Below are 25,781 nucleotides of genomic sequence, written 5' to 3' on the forward strand. Positions count from 1 at the left end.
CACGAGGCCCATCGGCTAGGGTGACCGGGTGAAGATCGCGCTCATGGACTCAGGAATCGGCCTCCTCCCGGCAGCGGCCGCGATGCGCCGCCTGCGCCCGGACGCCGACCTGCTCCTGTCCAACGACCCCGACGGCATGCCGTGGGGCCCGCGCACCCCCGAGGACCTGACGGAGCGCGCCCTCGCCGTGGCCCGTGCCGCCGCCGCCGAGGGCCCCGAGGCGCTGATCGTGGCCTGCAACACCGCCACCGTCCACGCCCTGCCCGCCCTGCGGGCCGCGCTCGAACCGCACATCCCGGTCATCGGCACCGTCCCCGCCATCAAGCCCGCCGCCCTCGGCGGCGGCAAGGTCGCCATCTGGGCCACCCCGGCCACCACCGGCAGCGCCTACCAGCGCGGGCTCATCCGCGACTTCGCGGACGGCGCCGAGGTCACCGAGGTGCCCTGCCCCGGCCTCGCCGACGCCGTCGAGCACGCCGACCCGGACGCCGTCGACCGGACCGTCGCCGCGGCGGCCGCGCTCACCCCGCCCGACGTCCGGGCCCTCGTCCTCGGCTGCACCCACTACGAGCTGGTCGAGGACCGCATCGTCGCCGCCCTGGAGGCCCGGGGCCGCTCCCGCGACCTGCCGCCGATCGTGTTCCACGGCTCCGCCGACGCCGTCGCCGCCCAGGCGCTGCGCCGCATCGGCGCCGAACCCGCCCCCGACGCGGCCCCGACCGGCGGCCTCTCCGTCCTCCTCAGCGGCCGCCCCGGCCCGCTGCCCGCCGAGGCGCTCGGCTACGCCGAGGGCCGCCTCCTCACCGCGGGGGCCGACGCTCACCGCGTGTGACCGCGCGACCCCGGTCCGCCGCGCCGAACGGGCCCGCCCTGATTACCCTCGCTGTATGAGGGAGCACCACCGGAACCCCCGGCACCACCGGTCCGCGCGCTCCGGCCGTCGCCTCCCGTACGGAGCCGAGACCGAGGGCTTCGCGGACGGTGCGGTCGAGGCCGGCGAACGGACCGGCACGCCGCCCCACGTCACCGGGGCCACCGCGGTCACCGGACGGCCCCGCGGGCGCGCCCCGGCCGTCTGGACCGGCCGGGCCACCAACCGCTGCCAGTGGGTGGCGGCCGCGGCCGGTGCCGCCTGCATGGCCCTCGGCATCGTCATCGCCGTCGAGTCGCGATGGAACTCCGGCGTCGCCGCCCTCCTCATGGCCGTGGTCGGCTGCGTCGCCGCGGGACTGCTCGTCCTCTTCGGCACCCTCGCGTTCGTCCACGTCGCCGTGAAGGTCGACGAGCGCGCGATGGAGGTCCGCTGCGGCCACATCGGCGTCCCGCGCCGCCGCATCCCGCTCTCCCACGTCGTGGGCGCGGAGTTCGCCCCCCGCGTCACCCCGCGCCAGTGGGGCGGCTGGGGCTACCGCTGGCGCCCCGAGAAGGGCACCGCCGTCGTCGTCCGCCGCGGCGAGGGACTGGTCCTGCGCCTCGGGGACGGCCGTACGTTCACGGTCACGGTCGACGACGCCGAGTCCGCGGTCCGCGTCATCCGCGACCACCTCCGCCGCCCCGGCCCCCCGGTCCCGCCGGCCCCGACGGGGGCCTGACCTGCCCCTCGCGGGGTTCGTGCCGACCTCCGCGTCAACAGGGGGGACCCGTACACTCCGCAGGGTGAGCACCACCATCACTCCCGTCGAAGCGCCCGGAGCCGACAGCCCGCAGCCCAGCCCGTGGAGCCGGCTGCGGCGGTTCGCGCGGCCCGGGGCGGCCCTGCTGTCCGGGTTCCTGCTCTACCTGAGCTTCCCGCCCCGACCCCTGTGGTGGCTCGCACTGCCCGCCTTCGCCCTGCTCGGGTGGACCCTCCGGGGCCGCCGCCTCCGGGGCGGCTTCGGCCTCGGGTACCTCGCCGGGCTCGGGTTCCTGCTCCCGCTGCTCGTCTGGACCGGCGAGGAGGTCGGCCCCGGCCCCTGGCTCGCCCTCGCCGCCGTCGAGGCGCTCTTCGTCGCCGCCGCCGGACTCGGCATCGCGGCCGTCTCCCGCCTCCCGGGATGGCCCTTCTTCGCCGCCGGGGTCTGGATCCTCGCCGAGGCGGCCCGCGCGCGGGTGCCGTTCGGCGGCTTCCCCTGGGGCAAGATCGCCTTCGGGCAGGCCGACGGCGTCTTCCTGCCCCTCGCCGCCGTCGGCGGCACCCCGGTCCTCGGCTTCGCCGTCGCCCTGTGCGGCTTCGGCCTGTACGAGGCGGTCCGTCAGGTCCGCCTCCGCCGCGCCACCGGCACCGTCCCGCGCGGCCCGCTCACCGCCGCGGCGCTCTCCGTGCTCCTGCCCGTCACCGGCGCCGTCGCCGCCCTGCCGCTCGTCGACGACACGGCCGAGGACGGCACCGCCACCGTCGCCGCCGTCCAGGGCAACGTCCCCCGCCTCGGCCTCGACTTCAACGCCCAGCGCCGCGCGGTCCTCGACAACCACGCCGCCCGCACCCGCGAACTCGCCCGGGCCGTCGAGGAGGGCCGCGAGCCGCGGCCCGACTTCGTCCTGTGGCCGGAGAACTCCTCCGACATCGACCCGTACGCCAACTCCGACGCGGCCGACGTCATCGACGGCGCGGTACGGGCGATCGGCGCGCCCACCGTCATCGGCGCGGTCGTCGCCCCCGAGACCGGCAAGCTGCGCAACACGCTGATCCAGTGGGAACCCGGCCGCGGCCCGGTCGCCACCTACGACAAGCGGCACGTCCAGCCCTTCGGCGAGTACATCCCGATGCGGTCCCTCGTCCGCCTCTTCAACAGCAACGTCGACCGGGTCAGCCGCGACTTCGGCCCCGGGACGAAGGTGGGCGTCTTCGACCTGGCCGGCACGAAGGTCGGTCTGGCCACCTGCTACGAGGCGGCCTTCGACTGGGCCGTCCGCGACACCGTCACCCGCGGCGCCCAGCTCCTCACCGTCCCCAGCAACAACGCGACCTTCGGCCGCAGCGAGATGACCTACCAGCAGCTCGCCATGTCCCGGGTCCGCGCCGTCGAGCACAGCCGCTCCGTCGTCGTCCCCGTCACCAGCGGCGTCAGCGCCGTCATCCGGCCCGACGGCGAGATCGTCGCGCGGACGAGGATGTTCACCCCGGACGTCCTGGTCGAGACCGTGCCGCTGCGCTCCTCGCAGACCCCGGCGACCCGCCTCGGCACCCTGCCCGAGGCCCTGCTCGCGGCCCTGGCGGCGGCGGGCATCGGCTGGGCGGCGACCCGCGCCCTCCGCGCCCGCCGCGGCCCGGCGGAGTGACCCCGGGGCTACCCACCGGTTCGTCCCGGGCGCCGTCGAGGATGATCTAGGGTCGCGGTCATGGGTACCCCTGACTTCCTCCTCGAACTCCGCAAGACGGCCGGCCACCAGCTCCTCTTCCTGCCCGGCGTGACCGCGGTCGTCTTCGACGACCGCGGCCGGGTCCTGCTCGGCCGCCGGGCCGACGACGGCCTGTGGGCGATCATCGGCGGCATCGTCGAGCCGGGCGAGCAGCCCGCCGACTGCGCGGTGCGCGAGGTGTACGAGGAGACCGCCGTGCGCTGCGTGCCCGAGCGGATCGTGCTCGTCGAGACCCTGAGCAAGCCCGTGACGTACCCCAACGGCGACATCTGCCAGTACATGGACGTCGCCTTCCGCTGCCGGGCGGTCGGCGGCGAGCCGCGCGTCAACGACGACGAGTCGACGGAGGTCGGCTGGTTCGAGGTGGACGACCTGCCGGAGATGAAGCGCTTCTCGCACCTGAGGATCGAGAAGGCGCTCGCCGACGAACCGACGTGGTTCCGCACCACAGCAGAGGTCTGAACTGTGGGCCGGGCACACATCGGTGGGGGAGGGGCCCGTTCATAGGGTGCGGAGCATGAGCGCCCCCCTCACCGCCCCCGGCCCGGGTCCGGACCCCGCTTCCCCGCCCCGGGCCGCCGCCCTCGCCCTCGACCTCACCGGCCGCACCGCGCTCGTCACCGGCGCCGCGGGAGGCATCGGGCGGGCCTGCGCCCTCCGGCTCGCCGCCGCTGGAGCCCGGGTCAGAGCCGTCGACCGGGCCGCAGAGGGCCTCGCCGAACTGGCCGACCGAGCCGCCGGACTGCCCGGCGCCGTCGAGCCCCGGCTGCTCGACCTCACCGACCTCGACGCGGCGGAGGCGGCCGCCAGCGGCACCGACATCCTCGTCAACAACGCCGGACTCCAGCTGGTCCGCCCGATCGAGGAGTTCCCGCCGGACGTCTTCCACACCGTGCTCACCGTCATGCTGGAGGCCCCGTTCCGGCTGATCCGGGGCGCCCTTCCGCACATGTACGCCCGGGGCTGGGGCAGGATCGTGAACCTCTCCTCCGTCCACGGGCTGCGCGCCTCCCCCTACAAGTCGGCCTACGTGGCCGCCAAGCACGGCCTGGAGGGCCTCTCCAAGACCGCCGCCCTGGAGGGCGCCCCGCACGGTGTCACCTCCAACTGCGTCAGCCCCGGCTACGTCCGCACCCCCCTGGTCGAACGGCAGATCGCCGACCAGGCCGCCGCCCACGGCATCCCCCCGGAGCGGGTCCTCTCCGAGGTCCTGCTCGCGGACTCGGCGCTCAAGCGGCTCGTCGAGCCGGACGAGGTCGCCGAGGCCGTCGCCTACCTGTGCACCCCGCAGGCGTCCTTCGTCACGGGCACCTCCCTCACGCTCGACGGCGGCTGGACCGCGCACTGAACGTTCCGCCGAAGGCTGTCCACAGGGGTGGTGCGACCGCACGTCCGGCAGGTATCCCTGTCTCCATGTCCCACGAACACGTCTCCTACCTGGAACTCCTCGCCCGAGGAGCCGCCACGGAGGCCTACGACAGGCCCGTCCTCCTCGCCCGGGCGAGCGGCGCGGGCCCCGAGGCGCTGGCCGGGCTCGAAGAGGCCAAGCAGCTCGCCCTGCGCGTCCGGGCCGAGCTGGAGGGACGCCGCCGCCGCGAGGCCGAGCTGTCCGCGCTCTTCGCCACCGCCCACGACCTCGCGGGACTCCGCGACCTCGACGCCGTGCTGCGCGCCATCGTCCAGCGCGCCCGCTCCCTCCTCGGCACCGAGGTCGCCTACCTCAGCCTCAACGACCCGGCCGCCGGCGACACGTACATGCGCGTCACCGAGGGCTCCGTCTCGGCCCGGTTCCAGCAGCTCCGCCTCGGCATGGGCGAGGGACTCGGCGGCCTCGTCGCCCAGACCGCCCGCCCGTACGTCACCGACGACTACTTCGACGACGACCGCTTCCAGCACACCCGCACCATCGACACGGCGGTACGGGACGAGGGCCTCGTCGCCATCCTCGGCGTGCCGCTCAGCCTCGGCAGCCAGGTCATCGGCGTCCTCTTCGCCGCCGACCGCAGGGCCAGGGTCTTCGAACGCGAACAGGTCGCGCTGCTCGGCTCCTTCGCCGCGCACGCCGCCGTCGCGATCGACACGGCCAACCTCCTCGCCGAGACCCGCTCCGCCCTCGCCGAGCTGGAGCGCGCCAACGACATCATCCGCGAGCACAGCGCCGTCATCGAACGGGCCTCGGAGGTCCACGACCGGCTCTCCGAACTCGTCCTGCGCGGCGGCGGCGTCCACGACGTCGCCGACGCCGTCTCCCAGGTCCTCGGCGGCACCGTCGAGTTCACCGAGACCGGCGCCGGATCGGCCCGCCGGGCCGACGGCCACGCCGTCCGCGAGGGCGACGACTGGGTCGCCGCGGTCTCCGCCGGAGGCGAGAGCCTCGGCGCCCTCGTCCTGCGCGGACAGCCGGACCTCGACCCCGTCGACCAGCGCACCCTGGAGCGCGCCGCCCTCGTCACCTCCCTCCTCCTGCTCGCCCGCCGCTCCGCGGGCGAAGCCGAACAGCGGGTGCGCGGCGAACTCCTCGACGACCTCCTGGACGCCCCCGACCGCGACCGGCGCCTCCTGCGCGAGCGCGCCGCCCGGCTCCGTACCGACGGATCCGCCCCGCACGTCGTGCTCGCCGCCCGGGTGGACAGGCCCGACGCCGCCGACGCGCGGTCCGGCGACCGGGACAGCGCCGACCGCCGGCGCCTGCGGTCCGCCGCCTCCCATCTGGCCTCCACCCAGCACGGCCTCGCCTCCGCCCGCGACGGCGGTACGGTCCTGCTGCTGCCGCTCCCGCCCGGCGGGAGCGCCGCCGACCTGGCCCGCAGGACCGCCCGGCACCTCGGCGACGTCCTGCGGGAGCCCGTGACCGTCGGCGCCTCCGCGCCCGTACGCGACCTCCTCGACCACCCGGAGCGGGTGGCCGCCGCGTACACCGAGGCCCGGCGCTGCCTCGACGCCCTCCGGCTGCTGCACCGCTCCGGGCAGGGCGCGGCCGCCGAGGACCTCGGCTTCCTCGGCCTGCTCCTCGCCGACAGCCGGGACGTCGACGGCTTCGTCGAGCGCACCGTCGGCGAGGTCGTCGCCTACGACCGGCGCCGCGGCACCGACCTCGTACGGACCCTCGACGCCTACTTCGCGAGCGGCATGAGCCCCGCCCGCACCAAGGACGCCCTGCACGTCCACGTCAACACGGTCGCCCAGCGCCTGGAACGCGTCGGCCGGCTCCTCGGTCCCGACTGGCAGACGCCGTCCCGCGCCCTGGAGATCCAGCTCGCCCTGCGCCTGCACGCCCTCGCGGCGGCCGTGCCGCGGGTGTGACGCGGCTGTGACGCGGCCCCCCGGTCCGCCCGCGGGGACGGGGGACCGGGGGGCCGCCCGGGGGAGCGTTCGGATCAGGCGCCGGTGGCGGCCCCGGCCTTCTCCCGTGAGCGGTCCTCGACGTCGCCGAGGTCGCTGTTGCGGGTCTCCCGTGCGCAGGCGATCGCGACGACCGTGAGCAGCGCGGCGGCGATCACGTACAGGGCGATCGGGGTGGAGCTGCCGTAGTCGTCGAGCAGGGCCGTCGCGATCAGGGGCGCGGGGGCGCCGGCCGCCACGGAGGAGAACTGGGCGCCGATCGAGGCACCCGAGTAGCGCATGCGCGTCGCGAACATCTCGGAGAAGAACGCGGCCTGCGGCGCGTACATCGCCCCGTGCAGGACAAGACCGACGGTGATGGCGAGGAGCAGGCTGCCGAAGGTGGCCCGGTCGATGAGCACGAAGAAGGGGAACATCCAGGCGCCGACGCCGACCGCCCCGATGAGGTACACCGGACGGCGGCCGATGCGGTCGGAGAGCGCGCCCCAGAGCGGGATGACGGCGAAGTGCACGGCCGAGCCGATGAGGACGGCGTTCAGGGCGGTCTGCTTGGAGAGGCCGACCTGCGTCGTCGCGTAGACGAGGATGAACGCGGTGATGACGTAGTACGAGATGTTCTCCGCCATCCGGGCGCCCATGGCGATCAGCACGTCCCGCCAGTGGTGGCGCACCACGGCGACCAGCGGCATCTTCTCGACCTGCGCGGCGGCCGCCCTGCGCTCCTCCGCGGCGGCGAGCGCCGCCTTGAAGACGGGCGACTCGTCGACCGAGAGCCGGATCCACAGGCCGACGACCACCAGCAGGCCGGAGAGCAGGAACGGCACGCGCCAGCCCCACGAGAGGAACGCCTCGTCCGACAGGAGCGCGGTGAGCGCGGACAGCACCCCGGTCGCCAGCAACTGCCCCGCGGGCGCCCCCGTCTGCGGCCACGACGCCCAGAAGCCGCGCCGCCGCGCGTCCCCGTGCTCCGACACGAGGAGGACGGCCCCGCCCCACTCGCCGCCGAGCGCGAAGCCCTGCACCAGCCGCAGCGCGGTCAGCAGCAGCGGGGCCGCGGAGCCGACGGTCGCGTGCGTCGGCAGCAGACCGATGGCGAAGGTCGCCGCACCCATCAGCAGCAGGCTCAGGACCAGCAGCTTCTTCCGCCCGAGCCGGTCCCCGTAGTGCCCGAACACCAGGGCCCCGAGCGGGCGGGCGGCGAAGCCGACGGCGTACGTCAGGAACGAGAGCAGTGTGCCGACGAGCGGGTCCGACTCGGGGAAGAACAGCTTGTTGAACACGAGCGCCGCCGCGGACCCGTACAGGAAGAAGTCGTACCACTCGATGGTGGTGCCGATGAGGCTGGCGGCGACGATGCGCTTGAGGGATCCGGGTGGCGTCGGGGAGGGTGTTGCGGCGACCATGTGCACCACTTCCAGGCAGGAACGGGGGACGGGTTTGCGTGTCGCCACACCGTAGAAATACGCAGGTCAACGGCGTATGTGGTGGGACACCATAGTTCCGATCCGGCACATGCGGCCCGCCGCCAGGGTGCGGGGGCGGCCGCCACTTCAGCGCGTGGAAGCGACCCCTTAGGATGTCGGCTCGCGCGTGCGATGCGCCGCTGCGGGGGATCTACGGGGGAGTACGTCGATGTTCGGAATCATCAGGCCGTGCCGTCATCGTCTCGGCGAGGGGCTGCGGACCGAGTGGATGGCCCATCTGTGCGGGCTCTGTCTCGCGTTGCGCGGCGAGTACGGGCAGTTCGCCCGGGTCGCCACCAACTACGACGGGCTCATCGTCTCGGTGCTGACCGAGGCGCAGTCGCGGCGCAGCGGTGACTGGCGGCGCGGCGCGGGCCCGTGCCCGCTGCGCGGGATGCGGTCGGCGGACGTGGCGCAGGGCGAGGGCGCGCGGCTCGCGGCGACGGTGTCGCTGGTCCTCGCCGCCGCGAAGATCCGTGACCACATGGCCGACGGCGACGGCCTGTTCGGGCGCCGCCCGGTGACCCTCGCTGCTCGCCGGATCGCCCACGGCTGGGACCGGGCGGGCGCGGCGGGCGGCGAACGGCTCGGCTTCGACACGGCGGTGCTGCTCGGGGCGGTGGAGCGCCAGAGCGAGATCGAGCGGTCCACGGTCCGGGGCGGCTCGCTCCTGACGGTCACCGAGCCCACGGAGACGGCGACCGCCGCCGCGTTCGCCCACACCGCGGTGCTCTCCGGCCGTCCCGGCAACGCCGAACCGCTGGCCGAGGCGGGCAGACTGTTCGGCCGCCTGGCGCACCTGCTCGACGCGGTGGAGGACCTGGACGCGGACGCGGCGTCCGGCGCCTGGAACCCGATCGCCGTGACGGGTACGGACCGCGCCGAGGCGCGGCGGCTCTGCGACGACGCCGTCCACGGCATCCGACTGGCCCTGACCGAGGCGGAGTTCGTCGACGACCGGCTGGTACGGGCGCTGCTCGGCACCGAGTTGGAACGCGCCGTGGACCGGGTCTTCGACCCCCGGCACCAGCACCACCGGCACCGGCAGCAGCAGGGCGGCAACCAGACCCGCGGGCCGCGCATGCTGCCGTGGCTGGGCAGGCGTCCGGCGACGGGGACGCCCGCCGAGTCGTCGGCGGCGTGCGGCGTCGGCGCGCCCGCGGCCATGGCCTCGAACCGGCCCTCGGAGGGCCGCTGCCGCCGCTGCGAGGAGTGGCGCCGGCTGTGCGCCGACTGCCGGCTGTGCCACCGCTGCTGCACCTGCTCCGACGACGAGGGCGAGCCGATCGACTTCGGCGGCGGCAACAGCGACAGCGGCAGCGGCTCCGGTGGTGGCTCCGGTTCCGGCGGCGACGGCTGGTTCGGCGGCCGCGGCGGCGGCAACTCGGGCGGCGGCCACGGTTCGGGCGGTTCGGGTGGCTCGGGCGGATGGGGAGGCTCCGGCGGCAACTCCGGCGGCGGCCACGGCTCCGGTGGATCGGGCGGCTCCGGTGGCGGCTGCGGGGACGGCGGCGGCTGCTGCAACCCGTGCAAGTGCTGCTGCGACTGCTGCGACTGACCCCGCCGAAGCGGCGGCCGGGGACGCAGCGCCCGCGACCGCTCGTACGCGAACTGCCGGGGACGGGACGCCGACCAGGTGGATGTCGTGGACCCCGGCCACGGCCGACCGCGCGGGCTCCTCACCGTACGGCCGGTGCCCGGGGCGCCCCCCGCTCCTGGCCGTCCGCGATGCCGACGACGGACGCGACGGATGTGTCGCTACGTCCCGTGCGTCAGTTCCGCCAGGCGGCGGCGCCGCGCAGCAGATGGTGGTCCGCGATGCCCGAGCAGCCCACGGCGTCGCCGCGCACCGCGGTGAACCTTCGATGTGGGTGTTGCAGGCGCGGACGGAGCGCCCCGTCACCGTGGCCCTGGCGCAGAGCAGGATGCGGTTCTCGGCGGTGACGGCCTCGGGCAGGAAGTCGACGCTCCGGGTGGTCAGGTCGATCGTGCCGGAGCCGCCCTTGGCCGGGATGGCGAGGCCGAAGCGCAGGTCGGGAGCGACGCCGTCGTCCGGGTCGGGGTCCCACCGGGCGCAGCCGGAGGCGGACGAGAGCGACGAGCCCCACACGCCGTGCCGGCCGCTGGGGCGATTCGACGGTTTTGTCGTCCCCCATTCCAAGAAAACTTGGTGAGAACGTCATGGCTCTGTGAAGGCCCTTTGATTTGCACTCGTCAATCGGTCAGGGTTTCGAGCGAGGCACCGGAGAACGTCCTTCCGGAGCCCCAACCCCCCACAAATCCTGGCGAGGAGAGCCCTTTTCATGGCAACTCACAAGCGTGCCCGCACGTTCAGGAACATCAGCGTCGCGACCGCGATCGTCGCGGCCGCCGGAGTGACCGTCGCCGTCGGCCCGTTCGCCGGCGCGGCACCCGCGCCCGCCGAGGGCACCGTCTACGGCCTCGGCGCCGAGAACGCCGTCGCGGGCAGCTACGTCGTGCTGCTCGACGAGAAGACCGACCGCACGGGCAAGTCCACCCTGGCCGAGGAGTACGGCGGCACCCTGCGCCGCAGCTACGACTCCGGGGTCAACGGCTTCTCCGTCGGCAACCTGACCGAGACCGAGGCCAAGCGGCTCGCCGCCGACCCGGCCGTCGCGAAGGTCGTCCAGAACCGCACCTTCACCATCAACGCCACCCAGGAGAACCCGCCGTCCTGGGGCCTGGACCGGGTCGACCAGACCGACACGGCGGGCGACCGGAAGTACACCTACCCCGACGGCGGCGGCGAGGGCGTCACCGCGTACGTCATCGACACCGGCGTCCGCGTCAGCCACCAGGACTTCGGCGGCCGGGCCGCCGACGGCTTCGACGCCGTCGACAACGACCAAACCGCCCAGGACGGCAACGGCCACGGCACGCACGTCGCCGGGACGATCGCCGGAACCACCCACGGCATCGCCAAGAAGGCGAAGATCGTCGCCGTCCGCGTCCTGGACGACAACGGCTCCGGCACCACCGAGCAGGTCATCGCCGGCATCGACTGGGTCACCAAGAACCACCAGGGCCCGTCCGTCGCCAACATGAGCCTGGGCGGCGGCGCCGACCCGGCCCTCGACGAGGCGGTCCAGAAGGCGATCGCCTCCGGCGTCACCTTCGGCGTCGCCGCCGGCAACGAGTCCGCCGACGCCGGCCAGGGCTCCCCCTCCCGCGTGCCGGAGGCGATCACCGTCGCCTCCTCCACCAAGGACGACCAGCAGTCCGACTTCTCCAACTTCGGCTCCGTCGTGGACCTCTACGCCCCCGGCTCGGACATCACCTCCACCTGGAACGACAGCGACACCGGCACCAAGACCATCTCCGGTACGTCGATGGCGACCCCGCACGTCGTGGGCGCCGCCGCCGTCTACCTCGCCGGCCACCCCGACGCCACCCCGGCCCAGGTCGCCGACGCCCTCACCGGCGGGGCGACCCCCGACAAGATCGGCAACGCCACCTCCGGCACCGCCAACAAGCTCCTCAAGATCGTCGAGTAGCGCACCCCGCCCCGGCCCCGCCGGGCACCGGCCCGCCGCACCCCGCCCGGGGCGCGGCGGGCCTTCCGCGTCCCCGTCCGCGCGCGGGCGGGGCACCGCCCGGCGTGGCGGCCGCCGCCCTCCCCGCGCCGAAGCGTCCCGCGAGTAAAATCCGGATCGGGTACGAGCACATGCTCCGGACGTCCGCACGTGCGGAACGGAGGTCGTCGTGACGGGTTCCGCGGGAGCCGCAGGGCCGCCGTCCGATGCGCCGGACGGCCCCGGAACCGACGGTCTGCTCGCCGAGAACCAGTGGCTGCGCGGCCGGCTCGCCGACCGCCACCTCCTCGACCTCGCCACCGGCGTGATCGCCGCTCAGATGCGGCTGCCCTCCGCCGAAGCCGCCGCACACCTCACCGCGCTCGCCCACGCGACCGGCCTGTCCGTCGAGGACCTCGCGGCGGACCTCGTGAACTCCGTCGCCGATCAGGACGGCCGCCCGGGCGCCGGACCCACCGAACGCGCCCCCGCCGCCGACCGCCCCGCCGAGCGGCGAAGGGCCCGCCGGACGGCCGCGCGCGCCGAGACCGCCGACACCGGCCACGAAGCGGCGCGCACCCTCCTGGACGGCGGCCTCTCCGCCCTCGGCGCCGACTCCGTCTGGCTCTGGCGCCGCACCCACGACGGCTGTCTCGGCCTCGCCGGATGCGCCGGAGCGGGGGCCGCGGAGGCCGAGGCCTGGCAGTGGATCCCCCCTGCGGCGCCCGAGGCGTTCCGCACGGTCCTCGCCGGCGGGGTCCCCGTCTGGCTCGACCACGGCCCCGCGGACGGAGAGCCCCTGCCCGGGCCCTCGGCGCACGCCGCCCGGGCGGTGCTGCCCCTGTTCCACCGCGGCGCCACGGTCGGTCTCGCCCTGGTCGGCTGGCCCGGCCCCACCCCGCTCGACGCCCCCGTACGGCGGGGCGTCACCGCGCTCCTGGACGTCGCCGCCACCGTGCTCGGCGCCACCGAACCGACGCGGCCCCCGATCCCCGTCCTCGTGGACCTCCTCGACGCCCTCGCCCATCCGGCGATGCTGCTCCGCCTGCCCGGGCCCGACGGCAAACCGACCGTGGAGCACCTCAACGACGCGGGCGCCGTCCTCGGAAGCGACCGGCCCGCGGACCACGACGACTCCCTCGAACGCTCCTTCCCCCGGGTGCACACCGACGTCGCCCACCTGGCGCGGCGGGCCGTCGACACCCTCCGCGCCCAGCGCGCGGCCCGCCTTCCGGCCTCCGCCGACGAGGAGGCGGAGACCGGGAACGCGCCGCTCCTCGACGTACGCGTGCTCCCGGTCGGCGAGGAGCACGCGGTCGTCCTCTGGCACACCGCGGGGGACCCCCGCCTCGCCTTCGGCCGCGCCGTGGCGCGCCTGCAGAGCGTGGCCCTGTTCCAGGACAGTCTGACCGGCGCCGGCACGGTCTGGTCCGAGCAGGCGTACGACCTGTTCGGCATGGACCGGACCGAGACGCCGGTCCCGCTGCTCGGCCTGCGGGGCCGGGTGCACCAGGGCGACGGCGAGGTCCTCACCCGCTTCCTGCGGACGCTGACGGAACGCCGGACGGGCGCGCAGGCCGTCCTGCGGATCGTGCTGCCCGGAGGCACCGTGCGCCATGTGAGCGTCGCGGCCGAGCCGTTGCTCGGCGGGGGTGCCGTCACCGGTTTCGCCGGGGTCTACCAGGACGTGTCGGGCAGCCGCCGGACCGAGGCGGCCCTCACGGCGACGTTCGACAGCCTCACCGCCCTGCACACCCGCGCGGAGATCCGCCACCAACTGGCGCTCCAGCTCCAGCGGGCGATCGTCCCCGAAGTGCCGGACGTCCAGGACCTGCCCGGCGATCTGACGGTCGCCGTCCGGTACCGGCCGGCCACCGAGGAGTACCGGGTCGGCGGTGACTGGTACGACGTCCTGCCCCTGCCCAGCGGCAAGGTCCTCGTGGCCGTCGGCGACATCGCCGGGCACGGCATCGACTCCGTCACCGGCATGGTGGCGCTCCGCAACGCCCAGCGGGCCCTCGCCTTCACCGGCCACTCGCCCCGGCGCCTGATGGAGTGGCTCAACGAGGTCACCCTGCGCACCGGCGGCGGCACCACGGCCACGGCGGTGTGCGGCCTGTACGACCCCGACGACCGGGGTCTGCTCTGGTTGAGCGCCGGCCATCTGCCCGTCCTGCTCCTCAGGGACGGACGGGCCCGGCTGCTCGACCCGCCGGGCGACGTCCTGCTCGGCGCGGTGCCCTCCGCCTCGTACCGGGAACGGCGGATCGGCCTGCGCCCCGGCGACACGCTGCTCCTGTACACCGACGGGCTGATCGAGCGCCGCCGCGACGGCATCGACGAGGGCCTGGCCCTCCTCGCCGCCGAGGCCGAGCGGCTCGCGGACCGCGCGCCGGACCGGCTCGTGGACGACCTGCTCGCCAGGGCGCCCGGGGACACCGACGACGACACGAGCATCGTCGCGGTACGGGTGCGGGGCGCGCGGGAAGGGGGCGGCGCGGGCGTCAGCCCTTGAGCCAGGTGCGGATCTTGTCGGTCAGCACGTCCTCGTCGACCGGCTTGGAGACGTAGTCGTCGGCGCCCGCGTCCAGGGCGCCGGCACGGTCGTCCGGCATCGCCTTCGCCGTGACCGCGATGATGGGCAGCGCCGCGCGGCCCGGCAGCCCCCTGATCGCCTTGATGGCGGTGTAACCGTCCATGCCCGCCATCATGATGTCCATCAGCACGAGCCGGGTCTCCGGGTGCGCGGCGAGCACGTCGAGGCCCGGCCGGCCGCCGTCGGCCGTGAGGACGCGCAGGCCGTGCGCCTCCAGCACCTCGGTCAGGGCGTACACGTTGCGGATGTCGTCGTCCACGACGAGCACGGTCTCGCCCGCGACGGGATCCGGTGCGGCGCCCGCCCCCGGCCGCAGGGCGGTGGCGCCCGCCCCGGCTTCCCGGGCCGCTCCGGGCGCGTCGGCGCCCGGAGCGCGCGCGGCCTCCGGCACCGGCAGGTAGAAGGTGAACGTGCTGCCGCGGCCGGGAATGCTCACGGCCTCGATCGTGCCGTCCAGGAGCCCGGCCACCTCGCGGCTGATGGAGAGACCGAGACCGGTGCCGCCGTACCGGCGGGCGGCGGTGCCGTCGCCCTGCTGGAAGGCCTCGAAGGTGTGCTCCAGCTGCTCGGCGGGGATGCCGATCCCGGTGTCCGTGACCCGGAAGGCCAGGACGGGCCGGCCGCCCTGCAGCCCCGGCGGCGTCTCGTCGGCGGCCGCGAACCGCACGGACAGGGCCACGCTGCCCTCGTCGGTGAACTTCAGGGCGTTGGAGAGGAGGTTCCGCAGGACCTGACGGAGCCGGGCCTCGTCGGAGTTGAGCTCGGCGGGCACGTCGTCCGCCACCGTGACCGCGAACTCCAGCCGCCGCTCGTCGGCGACCGGGCCGAACGTGGCCTCCAGATACTCGATGAGCTGCCGGAGCGGGAACGGTTCGTGCCGGATGTCCATCTTCCCGGCCTCGACCTTCGACAGGTCGAGGATGTCGTTGATCAACTGGAGCAGGTCCGAGCCGGCCGAGTGGATGACCTCCGCGTAGTTGATCTGCTTGTCCGTGAGGTTGCCCTCGGGGTTCTGGGCGAGCAACCGGGCCAGGATCAGCAGGCTGTTGAGCGGGGTGCGCAGCTCGTGGCTCATGTTGGCGAGGAACTCGGACTTGTACATGGAGGTCCGCGACAGCTGCTGGGCGCGCGCCTCCAGGTCCTGCCGGGCCTGCTCGATGACGAGGTTCTTCGACTCGATGTCCTGGTTGCGTTCGGCCAGGAGCGCCGCCTTCTCCTTCAACTCCGCGTTGGACCGCTGAAGTTCCTGCTGCCGGGTCTGCAGCTCGGCCGAGCGGGTGCGCAGTTCGTCGGCGAGGCTGCGGGACTGGCCGAGCAGCTCGTCGGTGCGGAGGTTGGCGAGCAGCGAGCCGAGCACGGCCCCCGCGCTGTCCACGAACCGGTCGAGGAACTCCCGCCGCAGCGGCGTGAACGGGTGGAGCGAGGCGAACTCGACGGCACCCAGCACCTGTTCCTCCACCACGATCGGCAGGACGATCAGCGTGGTCGGCTCGCCGGAGCCGGCGCCCGAGGCCACCGTCGCGTACCCCTCGGGCAGCTCCTCGACGAGCAGCGCCCGCCGGTCCCGGGCCGCCTGCCCGACGAGGGACTGGCCGAGGCGGAAGCGGCGGGGCGGGGCGTCGGGGTCGTCGGGGGAGCCGTACGAGGCGGTGAGGACGAGCTCCGGGCCGCGCTCGCCGTCCTGGGCGAGGAAGAACGCGCCGTACTGGGCTCCGACGAGCGGCGACACCTCGGCCATGATCAGCTCGGCGATCTCCGGCAGGCCGCGGGTGCCCTGGAGCAGGCCGGTGATCGTGGCGAGGTTGGTCTGCAGCCAGTCCTGCTCCTCGTTGGCCCGGGTGGTGGCGCGCAGCGACTCGACCATCGCGTTGATGTTGTCGCGCAGGTCACCCACCTCACCGGGCGCGTCCGCCGTGATGGAGCGGGTCAGGTCTCCCTCGGCCACCGCGCTGGTGACCTCGGCGATGGCACGGACCTGACGGGTCAGGTTGCCGGCGAGTTCGTTCACGTTCTCCGTGAGCCGCTTCCACGTGCCGGAGACGCCCTCCACCTCCGCCTGGCCGCCGAGTTTGCCCTCGGTGCCGACCTCGCGGGCGACGCGGGTGACCTCGGCCGCGAAGGAGGACAGCTGGTCGACCATGGTGTTGATCGTGGTCTTGAGCTCCAGGATCTCGCCGCGCGCCGACACGTCGATCCGGCTGGTCAGGTCGCCCTGGGCGACGGAGGTGGTGACCTGCGCGATGTTCCGGACCTGGTTGGTCAGGTTGTCGGCCATGGAGTTGACGTTGTCGGTGAGGTCCTTCCAGGTGCCGGAGACGCCGTGGACGGTGGCCTGGCCGCCGAGTTTGCCCTCCGTGCCGACCTCGCGGGCGACGCGCGTGACCTCCTCGGCGAAGGAGGAGAGCCGGTCGACCATCGTGTTGATGGTCTCCTTCAGCTCCAGGATCTCGCCGCGCGCGTCCACCCGGATCTTGCGCGTGAGGTCGCCCCCGGCGACGGAGGTCGCGACCTGCGCGATGCTCCGGACCTGGGAGGTCAGGTTGTCGGCCATCGTGTTGACGCCGGACGTCAGCTCCCGCCACACACCCCGCGCGCCCGGCTCGCGGATGCGGCCGCCCAGGAGGCCCTGCGCACCGACCTCGTCGGCGACACGGGTCACCTCGGACGTCACGAGGGAGAGGTGCCCGACCATGTCGTTGTAGACCCCGGCGATCTCGCCGAGGATGCCGCCGCCGGAGTCGGGGAGCCGCACGGAGAGGTCCCCGTCGCGCACGGCGGTCAGCCCGGCGAGCAGCTCCCTGAGGCTGCTCTCGCCGAGCTCCGAGGTGCCGCCGGGCCGCGCCGGCCCACCGCGTCCCACCTCTCCGCCGGGCAGCGTTTGCTCGGCGGCGTCCGCCTGTCCGCCGGGCTCGGCGTGCCCGGGTGTCCTGGGCGTGGGCCTGCGCTCTGCCATGGACCACCTCGCACGGGGCGACAGTGGCGCGGGCCCGGGTGCGGGGTCGTACCCATGGCGTCCGCGCCACCTCTCCACTGTAGGGCGGTCCCGCGTGCGCAGCGCTTTCACCCGGAGGCGGCCGACGGGGCGGCCCCTGAGCCGGAGCCGTTCGCCGCGCCCGCGCCCGAGCCCGCGCCCGAGCGGCGGGGGCCGGCCAGTTGGCTGCGGACGAGCGCCGCCGCCAGGACGGCCAGGTCGTCGCCGTCCACCAGGGCCGCGAGCTTCTCCGGCGCCGTCGGCAGTCCGAGCGCGCCCGCCGCGCGCCGGGCCCGGGCGTCGAACGACGGGCGCAGCTCCGTCCACACGACCTGCGCCTCCCGGCAGAAGATGTCCGCCCCGACGGGACCGATCCGGGGGAACTCCCGCAGCAGCTCGCGCACCCGCTCCGGGTCGCCCCCGGCTGCCTCGCGGAGCCCGCGCAGGTCCCCGTCGTACGCGTCGAGGAGGTGCTCCGCCCCGGCGCCGAGCGCGTCGGCCGTGCTCTCGTCGTACCGCCGGTAATGCGCGCGGCCGAGGGCGTCCACCCGGTCCTGCCACGAGGCCGTGACCATGGCCCGCGGGGTGCGCATCCCGGCCGCGAAGAGCTCGCGGGCGGCGGCCACCGCGATGTCCGCCTTGATGCGCGTGGAGAGCAGCACGCAGAGCGTGAGCAGCTGGTACAGCGGTTGCGGGGTGTTCCGCAGGCGGATCCCGGCCTCGGCGGCGTACGTCCGCCCGTGCTCCTCCAGCAGGTGCCGTGCCGTGGCGAGCCGGGACATGATCCACCCTCGTGTTCGTCGTGCGGCGGGCCGCCCCCTCGCGGTGCTGATGCCCCGGCCGCGCCCACCCATGCGGGCCGGATACGGGGGAGGCCGGGGTCCGTGAGCGGTTCGAGGACGCCGCTCGGGGCACCCGCAGGGTGCGGCGCGGCAGCGTCGACCCCAGGCATCGGGAGGAGGGGTCGAGATGGACGAGGCCCGACTCTCGGCACGAGAGCGACGCGTGCTGGCGGAGATCGAGGAACAGCTGGAACGGGACGAGACGCTCGCGCGCCGGCTGCGGTCGATGCGCGGGGGACGGCGGCCGTTCGGGGGCCCGGGCTCCGGATCGCGGCGGTCCGGCCTCTACGTCGCCGCGCTCGGCGCGACGGCGCTCACCCTGCTCGTCCTGGCCGTCTCCACCGAGGCACCCGCCCTGATCTGGGCGTTCGCCGGCGTGTGGGTGCTGACCCTCGTGGCCCTGCTGAACCTCGTCGTCCGCTGGTCGCGCCGCCGCTCGTCCGGGCCGCACGGCACCGAGTGAGGGCGGGGGTGCGACGGCCGCTCACTCCAGCAGCCGCAGCACCGCCCGTTCCACCGCGCCCCGGGTGGCCGGATGGCCGAAGCCGCCGTCCTCGCCGAGCCGTCCGAGGGCCGCGGCGATGGTCGCGCCCGACTCGAAGCGCTCGACGACGAGCGGGTCGATGTACGAAGCACGGCAGACCGCGGGCGTGTTGCCGAGGTAGTCGCTGACCTCGCGCACGGCCCGGCTGACCGCCTTCGCACGTGTGGTCGGCCCGTCCGCCGCGACCGGCGCCGAGACCGCCAGGGCGACGGCCGCGAGGACCGTGGCGTGCCAGGTGCGGAAGTCCTTGGCGGTGATGTCGCGCCCCGAGCGGTCCCTCAGGTAGGCGTTCAGCTCCTCCGCGCGCAACTGGTGCCAGGCGCGCCCCTCCCAGTACACGAACAGCCGCCCGTCGTCGCCGGGCCGCCGGATCAGCGCGCGCACGACGCGGTACGCGGGCTCGTCCACCAGCGCCCGGGTCTGCCGCCGCCCCGATTTGGCCGGGAAGCTGAGGCACACCTCGCCGCCCGCGCAGCGGGCGTGTTCCCGTCGCAGCGTGGTGAGGCCGTACGAGGAGTTGTCCCGCTGGTAGCGCTCGCCGCCGACACGGAAGAAGCCGAGGTCGAGCAGGCGGGCCGCGCAGGCGAGCACCCGGTCCCGGCAGAGCCCGCGGAGCGCCAGGTCGCGCTCGACGGCCCGCCGCAGCCGGGGAAGCCCGCGGGCCACCTCCCGTACGTGCGCGTGCTTGGCCTCGTCCTGCCGCCGCCGGAACTCCTCGTGGTAGCGGTACTGTCGGCGGCCCGCCGCGTCCGTCCCGACCGCCTGGATGTGTCCGTTGGGCCAGGGGCACAGCCACACGTCCCGCCAGGCGGGCGGCACGGCGAGGGCGACGACCCGCGCCCGGTCCTCCGGGCCCAGGGGCGCGCCGGTGGCGTCCAGATAACGGAAGCCCCTCCCGTGCCGCACCCGCCGCCAGCCCGGCCCGTCGGGATCGCTCGTCCTCATGCGCACTTCTTCACTCTCGCACTCCTCTCCGGTCCCGCCCGTCACGCACGTCCACCGTTGCTCCGTCGGGAGGCGATCCGGTAGCCGAGCGGAAGAGCGGGTAGCGGAGCCGTATGGAAGCCAACGACACACCGCACCTGAAGGCCGTCGCGCTCGTCTGCACGCTGACCCCCTCGCCCGCACCCTCCAGTTCGCACCTGCTGGCCGAGCAGACGATGAGCGCCCTCGCCGACCACGGCGTGACCGGCGACATCGTCCGCGTCGTCGACCACGACGTCCGGCCCGGAGTCCGTACGGACATGGGCGACGGCGACGCCTGGCCGGGGATCAGGGAGCGTGTCCTGGACGCCGACATCCTGATCCTGTCCACCCCCATCTGGCTGGGCCACCCGTCCAGCGTCGCCCAGCGCGTCCTCGAACGGCTCGACGCGGAGCTGGGCGAGAGCGACGACGAGGGCCGTCTGTTGACGTACGGGAAGGTCGCGGGCGTCTGCGTGGTGGGCAACGAGGACGGGGCGCACAACGTCAGCGCCGACCTCTTCCAGGGCCTGAACGACGTCGGCTTCACGCTGCCGGCCAACGCCGTCACCTACTGGGTCGGCGAGGCCATGCAGGGCACCGACTTCCAGGACCTCGACGCCACACCGGAGAAGACCGCGGCCGCCACGAAGGCCCTCGCCGCCAACGCCGCGCACCTCGCGCGCCGCTTGAAGGGCGCCCCCTATCCGACGAGCGGCTGACCGCGGTCGGCCGCGCGGAACCGGCCACGCCTGACCGAGGGTCAGGCGTACGGCCGGGTCTGCTCCTCCCGGCCGATGCCGGGCCGCCGGTGCTTCGCGGTGTGGCCGTCGGCACCTTCGGGATCGGCGTCCGCCGGGCGGACCGGCTCGGCCTCCTCGTCCGGCTCGTCCGGCTCGTCCTGCGGTCCGCGCCCGGCGGGCCGCTCCCGTTCCGGGTGCCGCTCCCGCTGCTCCCGCTTCTCCGGCTGTTCGTGCTTGCTCACGACGTTCTCCTTCCGCGGTTCAGTGCCGGTTCGGCCGTTCCTCGGGCGAGTCCCAGGAGTCCTGCCGCGCCTGTGCCGCCGGCGGCTGGGCCGCCGCACTCGTGGGCCGCCGCCTGCGCGCCACCCGACGGGAGCCCCACCAAAAGGCGAGGATCAGCAGGATCACCACCGGCACCCCGACCAGGGGCAGCACGAAGGACCCGGAGTCGGCGGCGAGTGACGCCGGGGCGTCGAGCGCGACAGGGACGGGCGTGGACGGTGTCGACAGCAGCATGGCGACCCTTCTCGTCGGAAGCAGGACACGAAGTACGGACTCCGAGTACCCCCGCACATGCGCACCAACCGCACCGCGCGGGGGAGCGAGGAGGAGGAGTGTGACGGGCGTCACGCCCCGCCCGCGTGACGATTCCGCGGCCGGATCCGCTTGATCACCCGGCGAACCTCGCCGCCTCGGGTGGGAAGGGTGATCAGGAATGGACCGCGAAGACCCCGCGCTCAGCGCGTCCGACATGGCGCGGCTCGCAGCCGACTTCGTCGAGCGCGCCACGGCCAGGACACGGCTGCCGCTGGACTACACGGCGGCCAGCCTGCGCGTCGTCGACCGGCTCATCGACGGGTTGCGCCGCGGCGGCGCCGACCGCGACGCGGTGGCGGGCCCGCTGCTCGGCCTCGGCGCGTACGTCGGCGAGGTGCTCGTACGCGCAGCCGGGGGAGTCTGGGTCGACCTGCCCCCGGACCATCTGCTGCGCACCGTCTTCGCGACCTCGGTCGGGGTCCGCATGGCGGACGGACGGATATGGAATCCGCTCGGCCGGACGGTGAACCGCTTCGAGGCGGGTCCCCAGGCGTCCCTGTCGGTCTACTTCCTCACCCTGCACGGCCGACGGCCGCCCCGGGGCCGGGGGAGCCGTCCCGCACCTCCGACACCGTGCTCACAGGGGGCCGGTGACGGTCTGACAGGATGTTCGTGATCCGGCCCTCGACGGCGGCCGGAGGGGGTGCGCGTACGGACGGGCTGTGAAGAGGATCAGGTGGGCGAGAGAACGGGGCACACGCCCGCCGCGGCACGCGACGCGGAACTCGGCTCGGCCGTCGAGCGCGCCCAGGACGGCGACGAGGAGATGTTCGCGCGCGTGTACCGGCTGGTCCACCCCGGTCTGCTCGGCTATCTCAGGGGCGTCGTGGGCGAGGACGCCGAGGACGTGGCCTCCGAGGCCTGGCTGGAGATAGCCCGCGACCTCGGGCGCTTCCGGGGCGACGGGCCGGGTTTCCGCGGCTGGACGGCGACCATCGCCCGGCACCGGGCGCTCGACCACCTGCGCCGCGTGCGCGCCCGGCCGCGCCGGGCCCCGCTCGAACGCGAGGTCCTGGAGTTACCCGCTGCCGCCGACACCGCGGGGGAGGCCCTGGAGACGCTCTCGACCGAGCAGGCCGTCGCCCTGGTCAGGGGGCTGCCGAGGGAGCAGGCCGAGGCCGTGCTGCTGCGGGTCGTCGTCGGCCTCGACGGGCCCACGACCGCCCGGGTTCTGGGCAAGCGTCCCGGTGCGGTACGGTCCGCGGCACATAGGGGATTGAGGCGGTTGGCGGAGGAACTCAAGGGGAGAGGAGGAAAGTGACGAGGTGTTCGACGACGACCAGGGGGACGACCGGGGTGACGGCCGTGGCGACGGCCCCGCCGACGACCCCGGGAACCACGGTGTGAACGGCGTGCGTGACGGCCGGACCGGCGGTGGGGCCGACGGCTCGGACCTCGGCTCGGACCTCGGCTTGGACGTCGGCTTGGACGTCGGCCTGGCGGAATCGCTGCGGGCCGCGCTGCGCAGGGACGCGGACGCGGACGTGGACGCGGATGTGACCTCGGGCGCGGGGCGCAGGACCGACCCGCGCCGGGACCGCGGCGCGGAGGCCCTGGCCGCCTTCCGGGCCGCCCGCGACGCCGGACTCCACGCCCGACGGCGCACGCGCCGCCGGGACGACTGGACGCCCGTGCCCGGACGGCGTCCCGCCCGGCGCTCCCTCAGGACGGCCGTGGCCGCGCTCCTCGCGAGCCTGACGCTGGGCGGCGTCGCCCTCGCGGTCGGCGAGCTGCCCGGCCGCCTCGGCGGCGAACCGGCTCCCGCTCCGTCGCGGACGCCCACCCCCGGCGGTCCCGCCCCCGTCACGACGCCCCCCGGCCCCACGGATGAACGGGCCGTCCCGCCCGTGCACCCGAACGCGCCCGGTACCGAGCCGGTCGACCGGACCCCGACGACCCGTCCCGACGTGAACCTGGCCGCGCTGTGCCGGGCGGCGTACGACGTGAGCGGCGGAAGCGGCAAGGGCGACGGGAAAGGCAAGGACCCGGGGAACGGCAAGGGGCCGGACTCCTCCGGTGCCTGGCGGCGCCTGGTGGCGGCGGCCGGTGGCGAGGAGTCCGTCGAGGCCTACTGCCGGGACGTCGTCCCGAAGCCGGGCCGTGCCGCGCCGCAGGGCGAAGGACCGCAGGGCGGCGACCACGCGCGGGACGGCGCCGCCGCTACGGCTGACGGTGCGGTCGGCCCGCCGGAGGACCGCCCGGGGAACGACGCGCGGGACGTCCCCGTGCCGCCGGCCCGCAAGGGCCCCGACCGCCCGGGCCACGACAGGCCCTGACGGCCGGCAGACCTGTCCTGGCGGCCGACCGCCCAGCTCGGCCGGTCAGGGCCGCCCGGGCCACGGCCGGCCCCGCATGTCGACCGCCAAGGTCCCGACCGGCCCCGGCCCGCGGCCGATCGGGACCCGCCGCGTTCTCCGCTACCAGGACGACTTGGTCACGCCCGGCAGGAAGCCCGCGTGGGCCTGCTGTCGCACGCGGACGCGGGAGAGCCCGAACGTCCGCAGATAGCCGCGGGGGCGGCCGTCGACGCTGTCGCGGTTGCGTACGCGGGTGGCGCTGGCGTCGCGCGGCTGGCGCCGCAACTCCGCCTGTGCGGCGGCCCGTTCCTCCGGCGTGGCGGACGGGCGCCGGATGGTCTCCTTCAGCTCCGCCCGCCGGGCGGCGTACCGCTCGACGGTGTTCTTCCGCTGCTCGTTCCGCGCGATCTTGCTCTTCTTCGCCATCAGACCTTCCCTCCCCGGGCGCGGATCCGGGCCACCGCCGCCTCGATGCCGATGGTGTCCACCGTCTTGATCGCCCGGGCGCTGAGGGTGAGGCGGACGTGACGCCCCTCGCTCGGCAGCCAGTAGCGCTTGTGCTGGATGTTCGGGTCGAAGCGGCGGGAGGTGCGCCGGTGCGAGTGGGAGATGGCGTTGCCGAAGCCCGGCTTGGCGCCGGTCAGCTGGCAGTGGGCGGACATGGGAGGCGTCCCCTTTCCTCGGGGCTGGTTGTTGGTAATGAAAACCGTTGTCATATACTAGCCCCATGGCACGCAACGAGATCCGCCCGGTCATCAAGCTCCGCTCCACGGCGGGCACCGGGTTCACCTACGTCACCCGCAAGAACCGGCGCAACGACCCCGACCGGCTGGTGCTCCGCAAGTACGACCCCGTCGCCGGGCGGCACGTCGACTTCCGCGAGGAGCGCTGAGCCCCGGCTCCGCACCCGCCACCCCGCCCCCGGCACCCCGCACCCCCTTCCGTACGACCGTCGAAAGGCCCCGGCCATGAAGCCCGGAATCCACCCCGCCTACGAGCCCGTCGTCTTCCGCGACACGGCCTCCGGCACCGCGTTCCTCACCCGCTCCACCATGACCAGCGACAAGACCGTCGAGTGGGAGGACGGCCGCACCTACCCGGTCGTCGACGTGGAGATCTCCTCCGCCAGCCACCCCTTCTACACGGGCACCGCCCGGGTCCTCGACACCGCCGGCCGGGTCGAGAAGTTCGAGCGCCGCTACGGAGCCCGCTGATGGAGCACGAAGGGGGGCTGCCCGTCGTCATCGTCGCCGGGCTGCACGGCGAGGCGCGGACCGAGGTCGTCGACCGCCTCCTGCGGTCCGTCCCGTCGAGCGTGGCCCTGCACCACGACCTCTCGGGCGCGCCCGACGGCACCGTGCTCCGGCTGGTCCGCGACGCCGACGGCGTCCTCTCGCGCGGGGAGACGCCCCTCGTCAACGACTGCGCGTGCTGCGCCCTGCGCGAGGACCTCGTCCCCGAGCTGGAACGGCTCGCCGACGGCGGGCTGACCCGCCTCGCCGTCGTGGAGCTGTGGGACTCGGTCGAGCCGAGGGCGATGGCCGAGGTCGTCGCCCGGCACGGGGGAGACCGGCTGCGCCTGACGAACGTGATCACGGCCGTGGATCCCGCGCTCGTGCTGCCCGCCCTGGCCAACGGCGACGACCTCGCCGAGGCCGGACTCGCGGCGGCCCCCACCGACCAGCGCACCGTCGGCGACACCTGGGCCCGGCAGCTGGAGTACGCGCCCGTCCTCGCCGTCGTCGACAGCGACGCCGCCGACGACGAGGACCGCGCGCTCCTCGCGCAGCTGCACCCCACCGCCCTGCGCGTCCCGGCCACCTCCGCCGACCTCGCGCGGGCCGCCCTGGGCGCGCTCGGCGCCCTCGGCTCCACCGGTTCCACCGGCGGCTTCGACGTCGAGGCCGCCGCGGCCGCCCAGCACCCCGCGTGCGCGCTGCTGCCGCAGGACGCGGACGAGGCCGGGGTCGCCACGTTCGTGTGGCGGCGCCGACGGCCGTTCCATCCCGAGCGCCTCTACCAGGCGCTGGAGGACCTGTGCTGCGCGGCCGCCCGCAGCCGCGGCCGGTTCTGGCTGGCCGACCGCCCCGACACCCTGCTCGCCTGGGACGCCGCGGGCGGCGCCCTGTGCGTCGAGAACGCGGGACCCTGGCTGGCCTCGCTGCCGGACGCGGCCTGGGAGCTGGTGCCGCCCGTACGCCGTGCGGCGGCCGCGCTCGACTGGGACCCCGACCACGGCGACTGCTGTCAGCACCTCGTCTTCACCTCGCCCGGCCTGGACCGCGAGGGGCTGGAACGGCTCCTCGACTCCTGCCTCCTGACGGACGCGGAGTACGCCTCCGGCCGCGAGTCCTGGAAGCGGCTGCCGGCCGCCTTCGACTCCCTCCTCGACGCCGCCTGAACCGGCGTCGGCACGCCTCTCAGCCCTTTCACGTACGACCAGGCCGGGGGGGGGGGGGGGCGGGCGCCCCCCCCCCCCCCGCCCCCCCCCCGCCCCCCCCCCCCCCCCCCCCCCCCCCCCACCCACAAAAAACAAAAAAAAAAAAATAAA

Annotated in this window: 25 protein-coding genes; 17 read left to right on the forward strand and 8 right to left on the reverse strand. The window is 74.9% G+C overall.

Annotated elements, in window-relative coordinates:
* Positions 1 to 28 precede the first annotated feature (28 nt).
* The 6 genes from ACWDVG_RS25165 to ACWDVG_RS25190 all read left to right on the forward strand — a co-directional run bounded on the left by ACWDVG_RS25165 (position 29) and on the right by ACWDVG_RS25190 (position 6,642).
* Complete coding sequence (locus ACWDVG_RS25165; RefSeq protein WP_451702094.1) at positions 29 to 832, forward strand: glutamate racemase; 804 nt, start codon at positions 29 to 31, stop codon at positions 830 to 832.
* A 55-nt stretch (positions 833 to 887) separates the two neighbouring features.
* Positions 888 to 1,592, forward strand: coding sequence for a hypothetical protein (locus tag ACWDVG_RS25170; protein WP_451702095.1), 705 nt, complete (start codon positions 888 to 890; stop codon positions 1,590 to 1,592).
* A 64-nt stretch (positions 1,593 to 1,656) separates the two neighbouring features.
* Positions 1,657 to 3,258: an apolipoprotein N-acyltransferase gene (gene lnt / locus ACWDVG_RS25175; protein WP_451702097.1), complete on the forward strand. Its 1,602-nt coding sequence runs from the start codon at positions 1,657 to 1,659 to the stop codon at positions 3,256 to 3,258.
* Between the two features lie 60 nt (positions 3,259 to 3,318).
* Positions 3,319 to 3,801: an NUDIX hydrolase gene (locus tag ACWDVG_RS25180; protein ID WP_451702099.1), complete on the forward strand. Its 483-nt coding sequence runs from the start codon at positions 3,319 to 3,321 to the stop codon at positions 3,799 to 3,801.
* A 55-nt stretch (positions 3,802 to 3,856) separates the two neighbouring features.
* Positions 3,857 to 4,687 (forward strand): 3-hydroxybutyrate dehydrogenase, encoded by an 831-nt coding sequence (locus tag ACWDVG_RS25185; protein WP_451702101.1) that lies wholly within the window; start codon positions 3,857 to 3,859, stop codon positions 4,685 to 4,687.
* A gap of 65 nt (positions 4,688 to 4,752) precedes the next feature.
* The gene (locus ACWDVG_RS25190) at positions 4,753 to 6,642 is read left to right on the forward strand and encodes a helix-turn-helix domain-containing protein (RefSeq protein WP_451702103.1); all 1,890 of its coding nucleotides are present in this window, start codon (positions 4,753 to 4,755) and stop codon (positions 6,640 to 6,642) included.
* Between the two features lie 74 nt (positions 6,643 to 6,716).
* On the opposite strand, the gene ACWDVG_RS25195 is transcribed toward ACWDVG_RS25190, so the two are convergent.
* Entirely contained in the window at positions 6,717 to 8,084 is a 1,368-nt protein-coding gene (locus tag ACWDVG_RS25195; RefSeq protein WP_451702105.1) for an MFS transporter, read from the reverse strand.
* A 229-nt stretch (positions 8,085 to 8,313) separates the two neighbouring features.
* Between ACWDVG_RS25195 and ACWDVG_RS25200 the strand changes: the two genes are divergently transcribed.
* The 3 genes from ACWDVG_RS25200 to ACWDVG_RS25210 all read left to right on the forward strand — a co-directional run bounded on the left by ACWDVG_RS25200 (position 8,314) and on the right by ACWDVG_RS25210 (position 14,192).
* The gene (locus tag ACWDVG_RS25200; protein ID WP_451702107.1) at positions 8,314 to 9,702 is read left to right on the forward strand and encodes a DUF5685 family protein; all 1,389 of its coding nucleotides are present in this window, start codon (positions 8,314 to 8,316) and stop codon (positions 9,700 to 9,702) included.
* A gap of 745 nt (positions 9,703 to 10,447) precedes the next feature.
* Positions 10,448 to 11,659: a S8 family peptidase gene (locus tag ACWDVG_RS25205; protein ID WP_451702109.1), complete on the forward strand. Its 1,212-nt coding sequence runs from the start codon at positions 10,448 to 10,450 to the stop codon at positions 11,657 to 11,659.
* Between the two features lie 208 nt (positions 11,660 to 11,867).
* The gene (locus ACWDVG_RS25210) at positions 11,868 to 14,192 is read left to right on the forward strand and encodes a PP2C family protein-serine/threonine phosphatase (protein ID WP_451702111.1); all 2,325 of its coding nucleotides are present in this window, start codon (positions 11,868 to 11,870) and stop codon (positions 14,190 to 14,192) included.
* Here ACWDVG_RS25210 and ACWDVG_RS25215 read toward each other — a convergent pair.
* Both ACWDVG_RS25215 and ACWDVG_RS25220 read right to left on the reverse strand, forming a co-directional pair.
* Entirely contained in the window at positions 14,182 to 17,226 is a 3,045-nt protein-coding gene (locus tag ACWDVG_RS25215) for a HAMP domain-containing protein (RefSeq protein ID WP_451702113.1), read from the reverse strand. The genes ACWDVG_RS25210 and ACWDVG_RS25215 overlap by 11 nt on opposite strands.
* A 107-nt stretch (positions 17,227 to 17,333) precedes the next feature.
* Positions 17,334 to 18,026 carry an endonuclease gene (locus ACWDVG_RS25220; protein WP_451702115.1) on the reverse strand — a complete coding sequence of 231 codons (693 nt, stop codon included), beginning with the start codon at positions 18,024 to 18,026 and terminating at the stop codon, positions 17,334 to 17,336.
* A gap of 187 nt (positions 18,027 to 18,213) precedes the next feature.
* On the opposite strand from ACWDVG_RS25220, the gene ACWDVG_RS25225 reads away from it, so the two are divergent.
* Positions 18,214 to 18,549, forward strand: coding sequence for a DUF3040 domain-containing protein (locus tag ACWDVG_RS25225; RefSeq protein ID WP_451702116.1), 336 nt, complete (start codon positions 18,214 to 18,216; stop codon positions 18,547 to 18,549).
* Positions 18,550 to 18,570: 21 nt separating this feature from the next.
* Here the strand turns inward: ACWDVG_RS25225 and ACWDVG_RS25230 are convergent, their stop codons facing one another.
* Entirely contained in the window at positions 18,571 to 19,581 is a 1,011-nt protein-coding gene (locus ACWDVG_RS25230; RefSeq protein ID WP_451702119.1) for a DNA topoisomerase IB, read from the reverse strand.
* Between the two features lie 107 nt (positions 19,582 to 19,688).
* On the opposite strand from ACWDVG_RS25230, the gene ACWDVG_RS25235 reads away from it, so the two are divergent.
* On the forward strand, positions 19,689 to 20,315 hold the full coding sequence (locus ACWDVG_RS25235; RefSeq protein WP_451702121.1) for a flavodoxin family protein: 627 nt from the start codon (positions 19,689 to 19,691) through the stop codon (positions 20,313 to 20,315).
* 41 nt (positions 20,316 to 20,356) lie between these two features.
* Here the strand turns inward: ACWDVG_RS25235 and ACWDVG_RS25240 are convergent, their stop codons facing one another.
* Positions 20,357 to 20,578 carry a hypothetical protein gene (locus ACWDVG_RS25240; RefSeq protein WP_451702123.1) on the reverse strand — a complete coding sequence of 74 codons (222 nt, stop codon included), beginning with the start codon at positions 20,576 to 20,578 and terminating at the stop codon, positions 20,357 to 20,359.
* 19 nt (positions 20,579 to 20,597) lie between these two features.
* A complete protein-coding gene (locus ACWDVG_RS25245) occupies positions 20,598 to 20,852 on the reverse strand; it encodes a DUF6479 family protein (RefSeq protein WP_451702125.1) in 255 nt (84 codons plus the stop codon).
* Between the two features lie 199 nt (positions 20,853 to 21,051).
* Here ACWDVG_RS25245 and ACWDVG_RS25250 point away from each other — a divergent pair, with 199 nt between their 5' ends.
* The 3 genes from ACWDVG_RS25250 to ACWDVG_RS25260 are packed head-to-tail and all read left to right on the forward strand — an operon-like array spanning position 21,052 to position 23,209.
* Entirely contained in the window at positions 21,052 to 21,549 is a 498-nt protein-coding gene (locus tag ACWDVG_RS25250; RefSeq protein ID WP_451702127.1) for a hypothetical protein, read from the forward strand.
* Positions 21,550 to 21,609: 60 nt separating this feature from the next.
* Positions 21,610 to 22,194 (forward strand): RNA polymerase sigma factor, encoded by a 585-nt coding sequence (locus ACWDVG_RS25255; RefSeq protein ID WP_451702130.1) that lies wholly within the window; start codon positions 21,610 to 21,612, stop codon positions 22,192 to 22,194.
* A 4-nt stretch (positions 22,195 to 22,198) separates the two neighbouring features.
* Positions 22,199 to 23,209 (forward strand): hypothetical protein, encoded by a 1,011-nt coding sequence (locus ACWDVG_RS25260; RefSeq protein ID WP_451702132.1) that lies wholly within the window; start codon positions 22,199 to 22,201, stop codon positions 23,207 to 23,209.
* A 141-nt stretch (positions 23,210 to 23,350) separates the two neighbouring features.
* On the opposite strand, the gene rpsN is transcribed toward ACWDVG_RS25260, so the two are convergent.
* Complete coding sequence (gene rpsN / locus ACWDVG_RS25265) at positions 23,351 to 23,656, reverse strand: 30S ribosomal protein S14 (RefSeq protein WP_451702134.1); 306 nt, start codon at positions 23,654 to 23,656, stop codon at positions 23,351 to 23,353.
* Positions 23,656 to 23,892: a 50S ribosomal protein L28 gene (gene rpmB, locus ACWDVG_RS25270; protein WP_451702136.1), complete on the reverse strand. Its 237-nt coding sequence runs from the start codon at positions 23,890 to 23,892 to the stop codon at positions 23,656 to 23,658. The genes rpsN and rpmB overlap by 1 nt, the downstream gene beginning before the upstream one ends.
* A gap of 65 nt (positions 23,893 to 23,957) precedes the next feature.
* Between rpmB and rpmG the strand changes: the two genes are divergently transcribed.
* The 3 genes from rpmG (at position 23,958) to ACWDVG_RS25285 (ending at position 25,631) form a co-directional block, all read left to right on the forward strand.
* Entirely contained in the window at positions 23,958 to 24,122 is a 165-nt protein-coding gene (gene rpmG, locus ACWDVG_RS25275; RefSeq protein ID WP_123456582.1) for a 50S ribosomal protein L33, read from the forward strand.
* 76 nt (positions 24,123 to 24,198) lie between these two features.
* On the forward strand, positions 24,199 to 24,444 hold the full coding sequence (locus tag ACWDVG_RS25280; protein ID WP_451702138.1) for a type B 50S ribosomal protein L31: 246 nt from the start codon (positions 24,199 to 24,201) through the stop codon (positions 24,442 to 24,444).
* The gene (locus ACWDVG_RS25285) at positions 24,444 to 25,631 is read left to right on the forward strand and encodes a CobW family GTP-binding protein (RefSeq protein WP_451702140.1); all 1,188 of its coding nucleotides are present in this window, start codon (positions 24,444 to 24,446) and stop codon (positions 25,629 to 25,631) included. Before ACWDVG_RS25280 ends, ACWDVG_RS25285 begins: the two co-directional genes overlap by 1 nt.
* Positions 25,632 to 25,781: the final 150 nt, after the last annotated feature.

Source organism: Streptomyces sp. NPDC003327, from assembly GCF_053589515.1.